Source organism: Collinsella sp. AF16-8, assembly GCF_003462695.1.
Lineage (GTDB): Bacteria > Actinomycetota > Coriobacteriia > Coriobacteriales > Coriobacteriaceae > Collinsella.
Genome location: NZ_QRXX01000014.1, coordinates 1 through 14,668 on the forward strand (window position 1 = coordinate 1; position 14,668 = coordinate 14,668).

The window sequence follows — 14,668 nt, forward strand, 5'->3', positions numbered from 1 at the left end:
TCGGAAGGCACGTGCAGACCTTTCGTCATGGCCTCCTACCTTTCTTTCGGGCCTTTCGGCCGAATCTCTCAGCACCCTTCCGTAACGGGTGCTGCTTGCTGACAGCTCTAGTTATATCCAAATTCCAACCGCAATTCCACCTCGCCCCCGAACGGTCAACAAAGTTCGATGAACGGTATATCGAATATGATTCCCCCATAATGCACTTCGGCGTTCTAAAGTAGCTTTTCTAAGGTAAATGCTCTTTTTTCTTAAAAATCATTCGCAATTACAACTCCAATCTTTCGATTAAGAATTGCATATCTAAAACGGTTTTATGTATATAAATGACGCTTGTTCGTGTTTCTGTCTGTATTCGATGATATTCAGCTACCTATCATTCTTATTCACACATACTCACCAGTTGAGTGAGGATATAGACCGTTTTTCACAACGCGAAGGGCGTCAGCTCTATGGCTTGTCAGCGTAAGAAGTAGGTAAAGATACCGTTCACGCGATACGTCCGTGCCATAGGTCGACTAAATTGAGACAATGGTGAATAGTGTTAGGCAACCGTCCCCCACGGGGACTGAACGGACAGATGCATATGCCGAGCAAAATCGAAAAAAAGCAAGCCGCCGCAAAGCTGCGCAAACCGCCGCGCGACTTCTCGTACACGCAGAACCGAGAGCTCAGCTGGCTGCGCTTTGACAACCGTGTGCTTGACGAAGCCTTCGACGAGACCGTTCCGCTGTTCGAGCGTCTAAAGTTCGTGTCGATTTTCGAGTCCAACCTCGACGAGTTTCTCATGGTGCGCGTGGGCGGCCTGTCCGATCTGGCAGAGCTCAAAAAACAGCCTGTCGACAACAAGAGCAATATGACCGCCTCCGAACAGGTCGATGCTGTCATGGCCGAAATGCCCGGGCTCCTTACCCGATGGGAGTCTATCTTTAAGAGCATCGAGGGCAAGCTCGACACCCTGGGCGTTCACCGCGCCCGCATCGATTCGCTTACGCCCGAGGAACGCACCTTTGTAACCCGCTACTTCCAGGCCTACGTGTCGCCGGTCATCTCGCCGTTGGTCATTGACCCGCGCCATCCCTTCCCCAACCTGCGCAACGGTGCACTCTATCTGGCTTGTGGCCTGGACGGCGTCACCGACGAGGAGAGCCTGCTGGGCCTTATCGAGATCCCCGCCTCGATGAACCGCGTGGTCGAGATCCCCTCGCCCACCGGCACCTACTCCTACATCTTGCTCGAGGACGTCATCCTCGCCTGCCTGGACAGCTGCTTTGGCTCCTATAAGCCGCTCGACCGCGCGCTCATCCGCGTCACCCGCAACGCCGACATCGATCCGGACGGCGAGGGCGTCGAAGAGGAAGAGGACTACCGCCAGCACATGAAGCGCATCCTCAAGAAGCGTCTGCGCCTGCAGCCGGTAGTGCTCGCGGTCTCGGGGTCGCTCGAGAAGGCGACGCTCAAAACCATCCGCAAGGCGCTCGAGCTTTCGCGCCGCTCTGTCTTTACCTGCGATATCCCGCTCGATCTGGGCTACGTCTTTGGCATTGAGGGCAAGATTCCCGAGCACCTGCGCAACGAGCTGCTCTTTACGCCGTTTAAGCCGCAGCCCAACCCCACCATCGACATGACCCGCTCCATCCGCGAGCAGGTGCTTCAGCACGACAAGCTGCTCTTTTATCCCTATGAGGCCATGAACCCCTTCCTGGATCTGGTGCACGAGGCCGCCTACGACCCCGAGTGTATCTCACTGCGCATCACGCTCTACCGCGTGGCCAAGCAGAGCCGCCTATGCGAGTCGCTGATCGATGCCGCCGAGAACGGCAAAGAGGTCACAGTGCTCATGGAGCTCCGCGCGCGCTTTGACGAGCAGAACAACATCGAGTGGGCCGAGCGCCTGGAAGAGGCCGGCTGCACCGTCATCTACGGCTCCGAGGGCTTTAAGTGCCACTCCAAGATCTGCCAGCTCACCTATCGCGAGGGCATGGCGCTAACGCGCCTGACGCTGCTGGGCACCGGCAACTTTAACGAGAAGACGGCCAAACTCTACAGCGACTTTATGCTCATGACCGCCCACCCCGGCATCGGCGAGGACGCCAACCTGTTCTTCCGCAACCTGTCGCTGGGCAATCTGCGCGGCGATTACCGCTTCCTGGGCGTGGCGCCCGTAGGCCTCAAGCCGCTCATCATGCGCGGCCTGGACCGCGAGATCCAGCGCGCCCTCGCTGGCGAGCCCGCCCGCGTGTTCTTTAAGCTCAACTCGCTCACCGACCGCGAGGTCATCGACAAGATCGCCGAGGCATCGTGCGCAGGAGTCTGCGTGGACATGATCATCCGCGGCATCTCGTGCCTCAAGCCGGGCGTTCCCGGCAAGACCGAGAACGTATATGTCCGTTCTATCGTCGGACGCTTTTTGGAGCATGCGCGCGTTTACGCCTTTGGCGTGGACTCTGACATGATCTATCTGAGCTCGGCCGACATGATGACGCGTAACACCGAGCACCGCGTGGAGATCGCCTTCCCCGTGCTCGACCCCACCTGCCGCGCCCTGGTGCACGAGTACATGGGTATGCAGCTGCGCGACAACGTGAAAGCCCGCAGCCTGACAAGTGACGGCACCTGGGTTCCCGTGGAGCGTACAGGGGGTGAGAAACCCTTCAACTCGCAGGAAGCCCTGCTGGAGCGTGCCTACCGCAACGCCGAGGCCGCGCCCGAGCCCGTCATTGAGGCAAAGCCCGCCCCTTCTCCTGAGCCGCAGCCGGCCACGCCCGAAGTTCAGAAGGTCCAGGCGACCGTCATTGAGCCCGAGCCCGCACCTGTACCTCAGCCCGAGCCGCAGGTCACCAAGCCCGCACCCGAGACGAGCGCCCGTCGCGATAAGCCCGCCGGCAAGACCAAGGCCATCGAGCGCCATCGCCCCGGTCGTGTGCGCATGGGCCTGGGCCTGATCGGCCTGGGTCTTAAGACGCTCATTACCGGCAAGACGAAATAGTCGTTTGTAGAAGCAGTTTGTAGAAGCGCCCCGCATTTGAGGAAAGCCTCGGATGCGGGGCGCTTTTCCCTGCTACCATGGTGCGAACAACAACACGAATGACAGGCAGGGATATGAAGCTCACTATAGAATCGATGACCTACGGCGCCGACGGGCTGGCGCACGCCGACAACGGCAAGGCCGTCTTTGTGCAGGGCGCCGTGGCAGGCGACACCGTCGAGGCCGAGGTCGTACAGGACGGCAAGTCGTTCATGCGCGCCCGCACCACCGAGATTCTCAAGCCAAGCCCCGATCGCATTCAGCCTCCCTGCCCCTTCGTGGGCATCTGCGGCGGCTGCTCGTGGGGCAATCTCTCACGCACGGCACAGCTCGCCGCCAAGGAGCAAAACCTGCGCTCCACGCTCGAGCGCATCGGCAAGTTCGCTCCTGAGCAGGTTGATGAGTTGGTACAGCCCATCTGCCACACCAAGGACGACTGGGGCTACCGCAATAAAATCGAGCTCGAACCGACCGTCGTCAACGGTCGTGTGCGCCTGGGCATGCACGGTGTCGACCCCAGCAAAATCGTGACTGTTGATACGTGTCCTCTGTTCGATAAGCGCTTCCCGAAGGCGCTCAAATCAGTCGTCGGCGCACTCAACTATCTAAGCGGCAGCCATGACTTGGGGCTCGAACGCGTGGGCATTCGCGCATCGCGCCGCACCAAGGCACTCGAGGTCGCACTCTGGACGCCCACGGGGTCGTTTCCGCGCTCGCAAGTCTCGCGCGTGCTGGCAGACGCCGCACACCCCACGAGCATAGTGCGCGTTATGAGCAAGGGTGAAAAGAAGGCCCGCCGCGTCTCCAAGGTTGAGATGCTCGCCGGCGAGGGCTCCTGGACCGAGAACATCGCCGACGGCCAGATGCGCCTTTCGGCCCCGTCGTTTTTCCAGGTCAACACAAAGGGTGCCGAGATTTTGATCGAGCTTGTCATGGAGGCGCTCGACCCGCAGGAAGACGAACTTGCCGTGGACCTGTATTGCGGAGCTGGAACCTTCACCCTGCCGCTCGCCCGCCGCTGCGACTTTGTTGCCGCCGTCGAGGCCTACGGCCCGGCCGTGCGCGACCTGCGCCGTAACCTAGAGATCAACAAACTCGATAACGTCGACGTCATCGGCGGCGACGCGGTGCGCGAGTTCCCCGATCAGGACGCCGATGTCCTGGTGGTCGACCCGCCGCGTGCAGGCCTCGCCCCCGAGGCGATCGACCTTATCGCCAGCACGAGTGCCCGCGATATCGCCTACGTGAGCTGCGACCCGGCCACCCTGGCGCGCGATCTCAAACGCTTTGTCGAAGAAGGCACCTTCTCCCCCGTAAAGATCACGCCAGTTGACCTGTTCCCGCAAACCTTCCACTGCGAAACCGTCGTCCACCTCAAGCGCAACTAGCCACTTAATCATTGCTCAGAAAAATCATTGGGAAATCGAGCGTGGCAAGCGGAGGTCTTCGGGGTATAAGACGGCTAATTGTATGCCGTCTATGAAAGGAACCCTCATGCCCAGCGTTGCCGTTCTCGCCGCCGATGGCTTTGAAACTATTGAATGCCTGACCATGGTCGATGTCATGCGTCGCGGCGGCGTGCGCGCCACGCTTGTCTCGATCATGCCCACGCGCGAGGTCGTAAGCTCGCTGCAGATTCCCGTGACCTGCGATGCGCTCTTTGACGAGATCAACTTTGACGAGTACGACTGCGTCGTGCTACCTGGCGGCCTGCCCGGCGCCACCAACCTGCGTGCCGACCAGCGCGTCTGCGACGTGGTCTGCGAGTTCGCCGCCGCCAAACACGTCGCCGCCATCTGCGCCGCCCCGTTTATCCTGGGTGAGCTCGACCTGCTCGAGGGGCGCCACGCCACGTGCTTCCCTGGCTTTGAGAAAAGCTTCCCCGAAGGCGCCTATACCGGCGAGAAGGTTACGCAAGACGGCAACATCATCACCGCCAGCGGCATGGCCCAGTCGCTCCCCTTTGCGCTTGAGCTGCTGCGCACGCTCGCCGGCGACAAGGCCGTCGAGAAGGTCGCCGAGGGCATTCAGCTATGATTTTGGCTTCGCAATCACCGCGCCGCATCGAGTTGATGCGCGAGGCGGGCTATGACATTCGCGTGATTCCCGCAGATATCGACGAAACGCCTTTTGATGGCGAAGCTCCGCTTACACTCGTCGAGCGCTTGGCGCGTGCCAAAGCCGCCGCCGTTGCCGCCGAGCATGCCGAGCCCAACGAACTGACCGTCGCGGCCGATACTATTGTCACCTTTGACGGCCAAATTTTGGGCAAGCCGGCAGACGGGGACGAGGCGCGCACCATGCTCCGCGAGCTTTCGGGCCGCACGCACCAGGTCGCAACCGGCGTCTGCATCGTTAAAGCCGGCGACGCTACAGCTCCGCATGCCGCCGAGAGCCTGTCGTTTGTCGATGTGACCGACGTGACGTTCTATGAGCTTACCGAAGAGCAGATCGAGCGCTATGTTGCCTCCGGCGAACCCATGGACAAGGCCGGGGCCTACGGCATCCAAGGCACAGGCGGCCGCATGCTTGTGCACGATATTTCGGGTGACTTCTACAACGTGGTGGGCTTGCCCATCGCTCGCGTCGCACGCGCGATTCAAAAACTCTCGTAATTGCATCTGGCGCTGGGTATCCCCCAGCGCCTACAATTTTGCCGTACCGTACGGATCCCGACTGGGCATAAGGCCCGGCGGAAAACCGATAGGAGAACACATGGACACACTGCTCGAAGCCATCGATGTTTGCAATGTCGATGGCTTTTGCTTTGGCAACTATACGGACGAGGAGGCTGGCACCGGCTGCACCGTAATCGTGGCGCCCGAGGGTGCCACCGGTGGCGTTGACGTACGTGGTGGCGCCCCCGCTTCGCGTGAGACCGACCTGTTGCGTCCCGAAAACACCGTCGATAAGGTCCACGCCGTCTGCCTTTCGGGCGGATCGGCCTTTGGCCTCGAGGCTGCAAGCGGCGTGGCCCGCGAACTCGAGAGCCGCGGCATTGGTCTGCCCGTCGGCCCCACGCAGGTGCCCATCGTGTGCTCCAGCTGTATCTTCGACCTTGCCTTTGGCGACCCCACCGTTCGCCCCGACATTGAGGCCGGCATCGCCGCCGTGCGCGAGGCGCTCGACCACACCCCCACCAAGCTCGAACAGGGCAACGTAGGCGCCGGCACGGGCGCTACCGTGGGTAAGCTCATGGGCCCCGCCACCTGCATGAAGGCCGGCCTTGGCGCTGCCGCCGTGGCGCTCGGCCCCATCAAGGTGGGCGCCGTGGTCTCGGTCAACGCCTGCGGCAACGTTGTCGACCCCCTCACCGGCGAGTGGGTCGCCGGCATGCGCGCCTCAGCCGATAGCGACCAAATCGTCGATATGGAACTCGCAGCCTTTGCCGCCGCCGGATCCATGCAGATGCCGCTCGACCGCACCAACACCACCATCAGCTGCATCGTCACCAACGTGGAACTCACTAAGGCACAAGCCACCAAGGTCTCCCAGATGGCAGCAGATGCCTACGCGCACGCCATTCGCCCGACACATACCACCAACGACGGCGACACCATCTACACCCTCGCCAGTGGCAAACTAGGCGCCCAGGCAAGCGCCGCCGTTCCCCTAGACCTGCTGGGCATGCTCGCCGTAAGGGCTCTGCAAACCGCCATCGTAAACGGAGCCAAAACCGCCAAAACCTCCCACGGCATCCCCGGCGCCGCAAAGTAATCTCACTCGACCGTCGGTCGGAGGCGGGCGGGCATTACGTTTGCTGCTCTACAGTCCTATGCAAGACGAAGGCCACATTAAGTGGCCTTCTTTGCATGCGGAACTCGCGACAAACGTAATGCCCGCCCGCCTCCGACCGACTTCCAACCTTATTCTTTTCAGCTCAGGCCCCTGTGTACCGCGCGTCGAAGATCTTCAAATTCAAATAACCTGACAATCGATTCTTATAGCAGAGGCCCCTTGGCCTTTAGTTTGCTACAAGTTCCGCACGAGCCGGAAAGCACTTAATGTGCTTTCCGTGCGAGCAGGACTGTTCGCAGTAGCAAACTAAAGGCCAAGGGGCCCAGTCAACCTATCAGCAGCGATTACTCAGCAGCTAGTTGAATTTGAAGATCTTTGAGGCAAGACGGTATAGGCCGAGTGTGGTTTTGTCTCCGGCACGACCGCGGAGGTTAGTAAAGAAGCCGACCACACCGTAGCGAGCACGACGATACATGCGCTCATCGTAGGCCTTCAGGTCCGTCCACAGCGTCTTCAGACGCTCATCGGCGCAATCCTCGTCGGAAAGCTTGGTGAGCACCGAGCAGATCGCCATCATCATGGTGAAGTAGCCCATCATGTACGAACGCAGGCGCGACGACTCAACATCGCTGTACAAGTGGTACGACTCCATCATGATACGCGTAACACGGAACTGCTGGTCCAGACGCTTGACCATCGTGGCCTCGTTGACACTCTGGCCCTCGCGACCGATAAAGTAGCGATAGAGGTCGATGTCGGCGTAGTACATGGTCTTGCAACGCGGCAGCGGCACGTAGGCGTAGATGTTGTCCACATAGAACGTGTGCGGCGGCATGGGAAGGTTGGACTCGCGCAGCACGTCCGTGCGATAGCACAGGCTATGCATGAGCAGATTCTGGTCCAGGCGGAAATGGCCGATCTGGTCCCAGGTAAAGATCTTTTTTCGAGGCAGGGCAAACTTGTAACCAATGGCCGTATGCGTACCCTCGTAAACCTTCTCGTACACGTAGTTCGAGATAAACAGGTCGACGCGCTGGTCGCGCTCCTCAAAGCCACGCAGAATCGACAGCATGGTCGAAAGCGCCGCACCGTCGAGCCAGTCGTCCGAGTCAACGACCTTATAGTACGTACCATGCGCCTCACGCAGGCCCGAGAGGACGGCGATACCGTGGCCGCCATTCTCCTGGTGCACCGCGCGGATGATTCCAGGATAACGGGCCTCCCACTCGTCGGCCTTGGCGGCCGTCTCGTCCTTGGAGCCGTCGTCCACCACAATAATCTCGATATCGGTGGCGTAATTGCCCCCCTCCAAGATGGAGGTGATGCAATGGTCCATGTCCTTGGCGGCGTTATATGAGGGAATACCGAATGTTATGACTTTATGCATGGCAGGCGATAATCTCATCCGAAAGATCGAGGGCAGAATTGGTCACGGCGTCCATATCGTAGTAACGATACTCGGCCAGACGACCCACCGGGTGGAAGTTCGTCAGGTTCTGGACGCGCTCAAGATAGCGCTCGTAGAGCTCACGGTTCTCGGGCTCCAGGATAGCGTAGTACGGCGTCTCGCCCGAGCCGGGCGTATATGCCTTGGAGTACTCCTTCATGATGGTGGTCTTGCCGGGCAAAACCTGACCGGTCATGTTCTTGAACTCAGTGATGCGCGTATAGTCCTCGCTCGTGGTGTAGTTGACGGTGCCCACGGGCTGGAACTGGTCCATATCGAGCGTCTCGAACTTCATATCGAGCGTGCGGTACGGCAGAGCGCCCAGGTCGAGGTTGAACAGCTCGTCGAGTGGACCGGTGTAGACGATCTCGCCACCATAGACCTTGCCGTCGATCTTGACGGTGGTCTCGTCGATTTCAAAGAGGTCACGGGCGTCTACGTCACAGAATACGTCGATCAGATCGTGATCGAGCATATGCTCGAACAGCGCGGTATAGCCGTCCTGCGGCATGCCCTGGAAAGGAGCCTGCGGGAAGTAGCGATCGTCATCGCCCACAAAGACGGGAACGCGCCCGGTAATCGAGGGGTCGATCTGGTCGGGCGTCTGGCCCCACTGCTTCATGGTGTAATGCAAAAAGACGTTCTCATAGACATAATCGGCGACCTCGGCAAGATCCGGGTCGTTCTTCTTGCGCAGCTCCATAATGGGCACCTTGACGTCCTTGCCACAGGTCTCCACGAGCTTCTGATACAGCTCCTCGCCGCGCTCATCGCCAAAGGCGAGCTTGAGGCTCGCATGGTTAAAGGGTACGGGCATGAGGGTGCCGTTGATGTTGGCGAGCACCTTGTGCTGGTAGTCCGTCCACTTGGTAAAGCGCGACAGGAAGTTATGGACGCGCTCGTTAAAAGTGTGATAGATGTGCGGACCGTACTCGTGGACCAGGATTCCGGCCTCGTCAGTGCAGTCGTAGGCATTACCCGCGATGTGGCCGCGACGCTCCAAAACGGCAACACGATAGCCGATAGTTTCGGCAAGACGGCGGGCGCAAACGGCACCGGCATAACCGGCGCCGACAACGATCATGTCATACGCACCGGCATTAAAGCCTTCAGGCAGGCCTGAGGTAATCTGCATCGATACTCCTTGTCAAAAGCCACACGCTTTTTAACTGGGCTTTTTCTCGAACATACGTCGAGACATATTTATCAGAGCGATTATAGCGCTAATGCGTCCTATAATGAGCTTGCCACACAAGGAAAGCTCAAGCACCGCGGCGTACATAATTGTAAGGTAAACCCGCTAGCAGCGGGTTTATTCGTGTACAGCCGAGGGCCTGGAGCTTAGCGAAACGCTTGTAAGGAGTATCATGAGCGATTTCCTAAACCGTATGAAGTCTGCCGCCAAGGCCGACCTTAAGACCATCGTCCTGCCCGAGGGCGAGGATCCGCGTACCATCGTCGCGGCAAACAAAATCATCGAGGAGGGCCTGGCCAACATCGTCATCCTGGGCGATCCCAACGAGATCAACGTCCCCGGCGCCACCGTCATCGATCCGCGCAACGCCGAGAAGCACGAGGAGTACGCGCAGAAGTTTGCCGAACTCCGCGCCAAGAAGGGCGTTACCATCGAACAGGCTCGCGCCCAGGTGATGGACGCCACCTACTTTGGCACCATGATGGTCAAGATGGGCGACGCCGACGGCCTGGTCTCCGGTGCCTGTCACTCCACCGCCGACACCCTGCGCCCCGCGCTGCAGATCCTCAAGACCGCTCCGGGCACCAAGCTGGTCTCGGCCTTCTTCGTGATGTGCACCGACACCCCGCAGTTCGGTACCGACGGCACGCTGATCTTCGCCGACTGCGGCCTCAATATCAACCCGTCCTCCGACGAGCTCTCCGAGATCGCCATCGCCTCGGCCCACTCCTGGTCCACCTTCATGGGCAATGTTGAGCCGCACGTGGCCATGCTCTCCTACTCCACCATGGGCTCCGCCGGTGGCGAGGTCGCCAAGAAGGTCCAGGAGGCCGTGAAGTTCTGCAAGGAGAAGGCTCCCGAGCTCGCCATCGACGGCGACCTGCAGCTCGATGCCGCTATCGTCCCCACCGTCGCCCAGCTCAAGGCTCCCGGCTCCTCCGTCGCCGGTAAGGCCAACGTGCTTGTGTTCCCCGATCTCGAGGCCGGCAACATCGGCTACAAGCTGGTCCAGCGCTTCGCCGGCGCCGACGCTTACGGCCCCATCCTGCAGGGCATCGCCAAGCCGGTTAACGACCTTTCGCGCGGCTGCTCTGCCGACGACATCGTGGGTGTCGTAGCCATCACCGCCGTCCAGGCTCAGATGGCTGAGTAGCGGACGCACTCGCCCGAAGGCCGTACGGGCTAACCCCTGAAAACGTCCTCGACCAATGAAACGCCCCCGTTCTGCTCCTTCGGAGCTACGAACGGGGGCGTTTCTGGTCTGCGGAATGTTTTCAGGGGTTAGCCCGTACGGCCTTCTACTGCTACGAAGCATTCAGAGCATCTGGAGTGGACGGCGGCTTGGCTACGAGCTGGGGCTGAGGATCTGAACGAATGGGTGACGTTGCTGGGAGCGCAGGCGTTGCCGGCGATGATCACTTTGGAACTGGAATTTCCGCCTGCTAGTAAAAAGGCCTCCGGGCTGTTGCTCTGGAGGCCTTTTTGTCAATTACAGACGAATGCGTTAGTTGTTCTTGGTCAGACGTTCGACGTCGTGGGCGATCATGTATTCCTCGTCGGTGGGGATGACCATGACCGTGACGGAAGAGCCGGCGGCGCTGATGACCTGCGGGCCGTTACCCACGGCCTCGCGGTTCTTGTTGTTGTCGATGCGCACGCCCAGCCACTCGAAGCAGTCGCAGAAGGCCTTGCGGATCGACCAGTCATTCTCGCCAATGCCGGCGGTAAAGGTAATGGTGTCCACGCCCGCCATTGAAGCGATCATGGAGCCGGCCTGCTGCATGGCCTTGTAGGCGAACATATCGAAGGCGAGCAGGCAGCGCTCGTCGCCCTCGGAGGCGCGCGTACGGATGTCGCGGGCGTCGTTGGAGATGCCCGAGATGGCAAGCAGACCAGACTGCTTGTTCATCATGTCATCGACTTCCTGGTAGCTGTAGCCGCCCTCGCGCTGCAGGTAGCACACGGTAGCCGGGTCAATGGAACCACAACGGGTGCCCATCATCAGGCCGTCGAGCGGCGTGAGGCCCATCGTGGTATCGCGGCATACACCGTCCTCAATGGCGGCGAGCGAAGCGCCGTTGCCCAGATGACACGAAAGCAGACGGTGGCAGCGCGAACCCAGGATCTCCTTGGCCATCATCCACTCATAGCGGTGGCTTGTGCCGTGGGCGCCGTACTTGCGCACGTGATACTTGTCACACACGTCCTTGGGCAGGGCGTAGGTGTAGGCGACCTCGGGCATAGTCATGTGGAACGAGGTGTCGAAGACGGCCACGTTGGGCAGCTCCGGATACTTCTCGCGACAATACTCGATTGCCGCCGCCTCGCCGTAGTTGTGCAGCGGGGCAAGCGGTGCCACCTCGAGGATCTTAGCCATGACCTCATCGTCGACGACCGCGGAATCGTCAAAGTACCAGCCACCCTGAACAATACGATGCCCAATGCCATCAATCGTAAAGTCGGTCTTCTCGAGCTCCTCGAGCACACGTGCGATAGCCGAACGGTGGTCCGGGAAGGGGACCTCCTCGGTTTGCTTGGCGCCACCGTTCTCGGAGTGGCCAAAGATGCCCATGTCCGAACCGATACGTTCGCAGTTGCCCTTGGCGAAAACCTCGCGGGTATCGGTATCCAAAAGCTGATATTTAAGGCTTGAGCTACCGGCGTTGACAACAAGTACGTTCATGAGACTCCTTTGCAGTGCGATACGGTCGGCGCAGACCCCTTAAGGCGGCCGCATGTTAATAAGAAGTTATCACAACTTGATAAATAGCTATCAGGCATATCGCCCAACGAGCACAAAAGAGGGGCTGAACGGCGCTCGGTCGTCCAGCCCCTCCCCTCTTGGAATTACTTGCCGTTGACGATGCGCTCGACGTCGGAAGCGATCATGAACTCCTCGTCCGTGGGGATGACGAAAATCTTGACCTTGGAATCCTTGGCAGACAGGCACCAAGCGCCGTCACCACGCAGGGCGTTGCGGGCATGATCCATCTTGACGCCCATAAAGGCCAAGCGGTCGGCAACGCCGGCGCGGACAGCCGGAGCGTGCTCGCCGATGCCGGCGGTAAAGACCAGGGTGTCCATACCGCACATAGAAGTGGCCATCTCGGCAGCCTTGGCGGCAATCTTGTAGACGAACATGTCGAAGGCGAGCTGGGCCTCGGGGTCACCAGCAGCGGCGAGCTCCTCGACGTTGCGGCAGTCGTTGGTCTTGCCGCCGGTCACAGCCAAAAGGCCGGACTTCTTGTTCATCATCTCGTCGACCTCGTCGAAGGTGTAGCCGCCCTCGCGCTGCAGGTAGCACACGGTAGCCGGGTCGATGGAACCGCAGCGGGTGCCCATCATGACGCCGTCGAGCGGGGTCAAGCCCATGGTGGTGTCCATGCACTTGCCGTCCTCGATGGCGCACAGGGAAGCGCCGGAGCCGATATGGCACACGACGACCTTGCGGGCCTCGCCGTTGGTCATCTCAGCGACCTTCTTGGAGATATAACGGTAGCTGGTGCCGTGGGCGCCGTACTTACGGATGTGCAGCTTGTCGCAAACATCCTTGGGCAGAGCGTAAGTCTTGGCGACCTCGGGCATGTTGAAGTGGAAAGCGGTGTCATAGACCGTGACGTTGGGCAGGTCGGGATACTGCTCCAGGCAGTACTCGATAACGTTGGCCTCGGGGTTGTTGTGCAGCGGGGCGAGCGGAGCAACCTCGCGGATCTTGGCGAGGACGTCCTCGTCGACGAGGGAGGAATCACCGAAGTACCAACCGCCCTGAACGATACGGTGGCCGATACCCTCGATCTTGACGCCGTTGGCCTCAAGGTCCTTCAGGACGACCTCGATGGCGACCTTGTGGTCGGGGAACTCGATGTTCTCGGTCACCTTCTTGGAGCCGTTGGCAGCGTGGGTGAAGGTGCCGCCGGTAAAGCAGACGCGCTCGCAGGAGCCCTTTGCGGACACCTTGTGGGACTTGGTATCGATGACCTGATACTTAAGGGTCGAAGATCCTGCGTTGACGACCAGAACGTTCATGTGTCTCCCTACTAACAGGCGGTGTGGCGCCGCCAGGTTACATACGCTTCAATAATAAACCCAAACGCCCTCGCGCTCGGGTTTATTGCGTTGATATATAAGTTATCGGTGCCCAAATACTCATGACCTTTGGCTTGTAAGACGAAATAGCGCGGGGATATACACAAGGGAAGAAATCCCGAGCGCGACAAGCAATACGACTCGAATGCCCGCAACGCTACTCAACACAGCGTTGAGCAGATAGAAAAGAACGGCACCCACCGCCACCATCTGGCTTTGAACCGAAATCAGTGAACAGCGCATCGAAGAATCGGCTGCCTTTTGAAAAATTGAGTATTTAATTGGAGCAAATAACGAGTACGCAACCGTGTGCAGCACATAGAACACGGGCAGCAAATTAGCCGGAGTAAGGGGAATCAAAAACAAAGCTGACAGGAAAAGGCGCACGATGCCGCAAATACGCACAAAGCGGCCCTTGTCGACATGAGCAATCGCACAGGGCACAATAAGTCCCATGGAGGCCGAGGCAAGGAGCTGGACCGCAATGGTCACACCCGAAGCGACGGCATTCATTCCGCGACCCGCAAGCAGCAGTGAGAAAAAGTCTTCCAGGGCGACAAAAGCAAATGCCTGAGAACAGTCCATGATGAACGCTGAACGAAGAATGCCATTACCCGCAATAGCGGTACCGATCATCTTCGGGCTAATCCCATGTTCAGGTGTCGTCGCAGTGCCCCCTCTTCGCATTTCAGGAATGCAGACAACGACAACCAACGTCAACACCATTGCGATGATATCTGCCGAAAGACCAATGAGATATGCACCGACGGACGAAATGAAACCGCCCACGCAAGCGGAGATGGCATAAGAGGCATAGAAAACAAATCGCTCAACGACATTAAGTCTTACGAGCTGGTCCTGAGAGACGCTGTCAATGTAAATCGCTTCGATGGATCCGCTCACACACGCAACGGCAAAACCCTTGAGAGCGAACGAACCGATTAAAAGTAGAGGGGAACGGACGAGAAGCAGGGCGGCGTAGTATCCAAGCATTCCCACGACGCCAACGAGACCGCTTGTCTTTCGTCCAAACCTATCAGCAATATAGCCAGTGGGAACTTCGAGGATGAACTTGCTCACTTGATATGCAATCATCATGCTAGAAATCGATACCATCGAAAATCGGTACCGTCAAGATTCTTTCGCAAATTGATCGAGGCGGCCTCGGCCCCGC

11 protein-coding genes are annotated in these 14,668 nt (G+C 59.3%); 6 read left to right on the forward strand and 5 right to left on the reverse strand.

The features are described 5' to 3' along the window. Positions 1-586 precede the first annotated feature (586 nt). The 5 genes from ppk1 (at position 587) to DWW73_RS09725 (ending at position 6,745) form a co-directional block, all read left to right on the forward strand. Positions 587-2,989 (forward strand): polyphosphate kinase 1, encoded by a 2,403-nt coding sequence (gene ppk1, locus DWW73_RS09705; RefSeq protein ID WP_233509193.1) that lies wholly within the window; start codon positions 587-589, stop codon positions 2,987-2,989. Between the two features lie 98 nt (positions 2,990-3,087). Further along, positions 3,088-4,416 (forward strand): 23S rRNA (uracil(1939)-C(5))-methyltransferase RlmD, encoded by a 1,329-nt coding sequence (rlmD, locus tag DWW73_RS09710; RefSeq protein ID WP_117779451.1) that lies wholly within the window; start codon positions 3,088-3,090, stop codon positions 4,414-4,416. Positions 4,417-4,522: 106 nt separating this feature from the next. Next, a complete protein-coding gene (locus DWW73_RS09715; RefSeq protein WP_117735750.1) occupies positions 4,523-5,065 on the forward strand; it encodes a DJ-1 family glyoxalase III in 543 nt (180 codons plus the stop codon). Then, positions 5,062-5,643, forward strand: coding sequence for a nucleoside triphosphate pyrophosphatase (locus tag DWW73_RS09720; protein ID WP_117564381.1), 582 nt, complete (start codon positions 5,062-5,064; stop codon positions 5,641-5,643). The genes DWW73_RS09715 and DWW73_RS09720 overlap by 4 nt, the downstream gene beginning before the upstream one ends. A gap of 100 nt (positions 5,644-5,743) precedes the next feature. Then, complete coding sequence (locus DWW73_RS09725) at positions 5,744-6,745, forward strand: P1 family peptidase (RefSeq protein WP_117779452.1); 1,002 nt, start codon at positions 5,744-5,746, stop codon at positions 6,743-6,745. 376 nt (positions 6,746-7,121) lie between these two features. Here DWW73_RS09725 and DWW73_RS09730 read toward each other — a convergent pair whose 3' ends face one another. Further along, a complete protein-coding gene (locus tag DWW73_RS09730; RefSeq protein WP_117779453.1) occupies positions 7,122-8,153 on the reverse strand; it encodes a glycosyltransferase family 2 protein in 1,032 nt (343 codons plus the stop codon). Continuing rightward, on the reverse strand, positions 8,146-9,348 hold the full coding sequence (glf, locus tag DWW73_RS09735; RefSeq protein WP_117779454.1) for a UDP-galactopyranose mutase: 1,203 nt from the start codon (positions 9,346-9,348) through the stop codon (positions 8,146-8,148). Before glf ends, DWW73_RS09730 begins: the two co-directional genes overlap by 8 nt. 232 nt (positions 9,349-9,580) lie before the next feature. Between glf and pta the strand changes: the two genes are divergently transcribed. Then, on the forward strand, positions 9,581-10,561 hold the full coding sequence (gene pta / locus DWW73_RS09740) for a phosphate acetyltransferase (RefSeq protein ID WP_089573084.1): 981 nt from the start codon (positions 9,581-9,583) through the stop codon (positions 10,559-10,561). A 351-nt stretch (positions 10,562-10,912) separates the two neighbouring features. On the opposite strand, the gene DWW73_RS09745 is transcribed toward pta, so the two are convergent. The 3 genes from DWW73_RS09745 to DWW73_RS09755 all read right to left on the reverse strand — a co-directional run bounded on the left by DWW73_RS09745 (position 10,913) and on the right by DWW73_RS09755 (position 14,610). Continuing rightward, positions 10,913-12,091 (reverse strand): acetate/propionate family kinase, encoded by a 1,179-nt coding sequence (locus DWW73_RS09745; protein ID WP_117779455.1) that lies wholly within the window; start codon positions 12,089-12,091, stop codon positions 10,913-10,915. Between the two features lie 164 nt (positions 12,092-12,255). After that, entirely contained in the window at positions 12,256-13,434 is a 1,179-nt protein-coding gene (locus DWW73_RS09750; protein ID WP_006234305.1) for an acetate/propionate family kinase, read from the reverse strand. A 120-nt stretch (positions 13,435-13,554) separates the two neighbouring features. After that, entirely contained in the window at positions 13,555-14,610 is a 1,056-nt protein-coding gene (locus DWW73_RS09755; RefSeq protein ID WP_255413130.1) for an MFS transporter, read from the reverse strand. Positions 14,611-14,668: the final 58 nt, after the last annotated feature.

What these genes read in the sequence shown, in the direction of transcription:
- ppk1 (WP_233509193.1), top strand. Translation starts at nt 587, where the DNA reads ATGCCGAGCAAAATCGAAAAAAAGCAAGCCGCCGCAAAGCTGCGCAAA.
- rlmD (WP_117779451.1), top strand. Translation starts at nt 3,088, where the DNA reads ATGACAGGCAGGGATATGAAGCTCACTATAGAATCGATGACCTACGGC.
- DWW73_RS09715 (WP_117735750.1), top strand. Translation starts at nt 4,523, where the DNA reads ATGCCCAGCGTTGCCGTTCTCGCCGCCGATGGCTTTGAAACTATTGAA.
- DWW73_RS09720 (WP_117564381.1), top strand. Translation starts at nt 5,062, where the DNA reads ATGATTTTGGCTTCGCAATCACCGCGCCGCATCGAGTTGATGCGCGAG.
- DWW73_RS09725 (WP_117779452.1), top strand. Translation starts at nt 5,744, where the DNA reads ATGGACACACTGCTCGAAGCCATCGATGTTTGCAATGTCGATGGCTTT.
- DWW73_RS09730 (WP_117779453.1), bottom strand. Translation starts at nt 8,153, where the DNA reads ATGCATAAAGTCATAACATTCGGTATTCCCTCATATAACGCCGCCAAG.
- glf (WP_117779454.1), bottom strand. Translation starts at nt 9,348, where the DNA reads ATGCAGATTACCTCAGGCCTGCCTGAAGGCTTTAATGCCGGTGCGTAT.
- pta (WP_089573084.1), top strand. Translation starts at nt 9,581, where the DNA reads ATGAGCGATTTCCTAAACCGTATGAAGTCTGCCGCCAAGGCCGACCTT.
- DWW73_RS09745 (WP_117779455.1), bottom strand. Translation starts at nt 12,091, where the DNA reads ATGAACGTACTTGTTGTCAACGCCGGTAGCTCAAGCCTTAAATATCAG.
- DWW73_RS09750 (WP_006234305.1), bottom strand. Translation starts at nt 13,434, where the DNA reads ATGAACGTTCTGGTCGTCAACGCAGGATCTTCGACCCTTAAGTATCAG.
- DWW73_RS09755 (WP_255413130.1), bottom strand. Translation starts at nt 14,610, where the DNA reads ATGGTATCGATTTCTAGCATGATGATTGCATATCAAGTGAGCAAGTTC.